Genomic DNA, 3,183 nt, shown 5'->3' on the forward strand with positions numbered 1-3,183 from the left:
AACGGCCTCGAGTACCGCCTGGCAAAGCAGCGCGGCGTCTAACCCATGACGGTCTACTTCGAGTGCAGAACGCGAACCGGAATGCCGAAGTCGGAGTTATTCGATCTCGCCCGCAGCATCGATGCCCATAAGCTCTCAATGGCCAGTTCCCGGGAAGAAGCGGTTGCAGGAGTGACTTCCGGCCTCATTTCATTGGGGGAGGAAGTGACCTGGCGTGCGTGGCACTTCGGCCTGCCGCTCCGGATGACGAGCAGGATCACGGCAATGGATATGCCTGACTGCTTTGTGGACGAACAGGTCAGAGGGCCCTTCCGCAGGTTCCGCCACGTGCATGAATTCACACATGACGGGGACGGGACGGTCATGATTGACCGGATAGAGTTCACCGCACCCTTCGGAGTTCTTGGACGACTTGCAGAAAAGCTGTTCCTCGCCGGCTACCTCAAAAAGCTCATTGAGTCCCGGAACCAGCATCTGACGAATCGAATGTAGACGGATGATAGGGGCAGCAGTTACCTGCTGCCCCTATGATCGGTGACGCTAGGGTGCGAACGCTCCCGCGTTGGCCAGGGCAGTGTAGTACGCCACGTATCCCGCCGCGTTTGGATGCAGGTTCTCAGGGTCAAAAGGATTCGTGGGATCAAAGTTGAACCAGGGGTCACCTGAACCGACGCCGTGACCGGCAAATGCTCCAGTGACGTCAACATAGGTGGCATCCTTGGCCTCGGCCACGTTCTCAATAACCATGTTGAGCATCACTGTGAGCGAGTTGACCGCGAACGCCAGGCCGGGGTCGGGATAGGCCGGGTCAAACAGCAGTGGATAGCCGGTCACATAGACGTCCGCATTGGGGGCCTTGGCCTGGATGGCATCGATGGTAGCGGCGAGATCTGCCACGAGGGGGCTGGAGGCCGGGTCCAAGATCGCCTGTGTAAGGCGTGCCTGAAGGTCGGCCAGAGCCGCAGCACAGGCAAGTTCATCCGTTGAGCAAGCCAACACCAAGGCAGGGAGGTCCAGGTTGTTCCCGCCCACGGTCAACGTGACCACATCAGTATCCGGGGAGAGCCGTTTCAGCTGGTTTGCGACGACGTCGTCACCGCCCGCTCCGCTGCAGGCTGCGTTTTGGACGAGCCGCACCCACTTAGAGGCATCCGCGAGGGCAGGATAGCTGCTGGGGCTGCGCAGGCACGAGTCCAGATACGGCTCGGCCCCTTGTCCCGCTGCATAGGAATCGCCCAGTGCCACGTAGGCCAGCGGCGGCGCCGGTGGCTTTGCGGCTTGGGCCGGAGCGGCGGCCAGGCCGGCAAAGGCGAGTACCACGGTAGCGAGGCCGGCAGCGAAAACGGGCCGCCGACGTCGGACTTTCAGAAGTGCCATTGTGTCTCCCCTTTTGTGAGTGGATGGCCGGGCCTGAAATCCGACCTGAACCCCGTTACAATCCGGCGGCGCCATGCGATAACGCGCCGGACGGCGCGGTCGTAGTGACACGATACGCCCGGACGGGGCCACACACACGGGCAGCCTGTACTCGAATTTCTGCTCTCCAAGGTGGCGTCCAAAACAGGGGGTGCGAGTACCCCATCTATGTGCTTAGCTGACGGAATGGATGAGACTGTGCGTCGAGTGGCAGGGGGCGAGAACAGGGCTGCCGCTGTCACGTGGGAGGGGGCAGTTAACGCGTGGCGGATTTCCGGGGACGTATATCGCATGGGCAGGCGCGAGTGGCTCACCGAGACTGGCTGGAACCAGGCGTACGACGCCGGCATCCGCACCGTTATTGACCTGCGCAACGCGGGGGAGCAGTCGCCAAGGGAAACCGACCCGCTCGTCCGCCCCGAAGTGCTGGCGCGGTTTCAGATTTTGCCGGCGCCTACTGAAGATCCGGAGAACGAGGAATTCCGGGCCATCTGCCGGCCCTATCTGAACGACCCCGCGGCGTACCAGGATAATGCGCGGCTTTTCCCGGACAAACTTGCAGCAGTCTTCAAGGCCGTGGCAGCAGCTCCCGGCGGTGTGGTCATCCATTGCTCTGCCGGGCGGGACCGCAGCGGAATGATCGCCGCGATGCTTCAGGATCTTGCGGGCGCCGACGATCACGCCATCGTTTCCGGTTACCAGGCGGCGATGCGGGGGATTAACGAACGCCACCGCACCCAAGGAGTGCCGCATGCCCATGAGCGCTACCTGGACGAAGCCGCCCTTGCACCTCTGCTCGAATCCCGCGGTGAAAAGGTGGCCGAATTCGTGCGCCAGCTCAAGACCCGCCAATATCTGCTGAGAAATAGGGTCACGGATCAGGAACTTTCTACAATCCTGGCCTTGCTGCGCGGTAGGGTGACGGTGTGAACTCTTGAGCCGCTCCTCCTCACGGCGGTGGCGCCAGTGTTCCTGAGAGCCATCGATCTTTGGGGGAGACCGTGAGTTATAGCCTGGTTAGGAACAGCTTGCGGGGGATTCTCGCCCTGGGGGCCGCGACGGCTTTGGTTTTGGGAGCCACGCTCGGTGCCATTCCGGCCGCTGCTGAGACGGAGGCCATCTCTGGCGGCTCTGGAACGGCAGCGTCTTCCTTCGGCGCCTCGCCTGAACAACTGTCGGCAGGAATCAGCGCTGACGGTCTGCAAGAGGCTATCCTGCGGGATCTGGGGATGACTCCCGAGCAATTCGCGGCAGCCGGCGAGCAGGGCAAGCGCGCTGCCGACGTCGCTGCCTCCTTGCGGGATCTCCCCGGTTTTGTCGGCATCAGCATAAAAGACGGCAAGATAGTCGTCGAAGGATCCGGACCGGAGCTGCAGGGCAGGATCGCCAAACTGAATGACCAGGGACCTGACGAGATAGTGCTCGTTGACCCGCCCGTGGCGTCAAAGCCCGCGGATCCAGAAACGTCTCCGGCAACAGACCCGCTGTCGACGACTGAACCCTCACCGGCCCCATCAACCGAACCTGCCCAGGAACCTGCCCCGGAGAGCGAGCGGCAGACCGCCCCGCAGGAGGCCGAGTCTGCCTTGATGGCTGCCAGCATCGACCAGCTGTATCAGGCGTACGTCCGGGAGGTGGGTACTTCCGGCCTCCAAGCCGTGGCGTTCAGCGACGGGCACTTCCTGATCCGCACCGGCGGCTCGAATTCGCCGGAGTCGTCCCGGCGGGCTCTGGTTCTATCTCCCGGACAAGACCCTCCCGGGGAAG

The 3,183-nt window shown here is 62.7% G+C and carries 3 protein-coding genes and 1 pseudogene; 3 read left to right on the plus strand and 1 reads right to left on the minus strand.

Going from position 1 to position 3,183, the window contains the following annotated elements; genetic code table 11:
• Nucleotides 1–45: 45 nt before the first annotated feature.
• Nucleotides 46–492 (plus strand): SRPBCC family protein, encoded by a 447-nt coding sequence (locus tag RIN13_RS19365; RefSeq protein ID WP_375164800.1) that lies wholly within the window; start codon nucleotides 46–48, stop codon nucleotides 490–492.
• A 48-nt stretch (nucleotides 493–540) separates the two neighbouring features.
• Here the strand turns inward: RIN13_RS19365 and RIN13_RS19370 are convergent, their stop codons facing one another.
• Complete coding sequence (locus tag RIN13_RS19370) at nucleotides 541–1,377, minus strand: SGNH/GDSL hydrolase family protein (protein ID WP_309108945.1); 837 nt, start codon at nucleotides 1,375–1,377, stop codon at nucleotides 541–543.
• A 225-nt stretch (nucleotides 1,378–1,602) separates the two neighbouring features.
• Between RIN13_RS19370 and RIN13_RS19375 the strand changes: the two genes are divergently transcribed.
• Both RIN13_RS19375 and RIN13_RS19380 read left to right on the plus strand, forming a co-directional pair.
• Entirely contained in the window at nucleotides 1,603–2,346 is a 744-nt protein-coding gene (locus RIN13_RS19375) for a tyrosine-protein phosphatase (RefSeq protein WP_309108946.1), read from the plus strand.
• 98 nt (nucleotides 2,347–2,444) lie between these two features.
• Nucleotides 2,445–3,183, plus strand: a pseudogene (locus RIN13_RS19380) (hypothetical protein); the annotation flags it as partial.

The sequence above is a fragment of the Arthrobacter sp. genome (assembly GCF_031179985.1).
Taxonomy (GTDB): Bacteria; Actinomycetota; Actinomycetes; order Actinomycetales; family Micrococcaceae; genus Arthrobacter.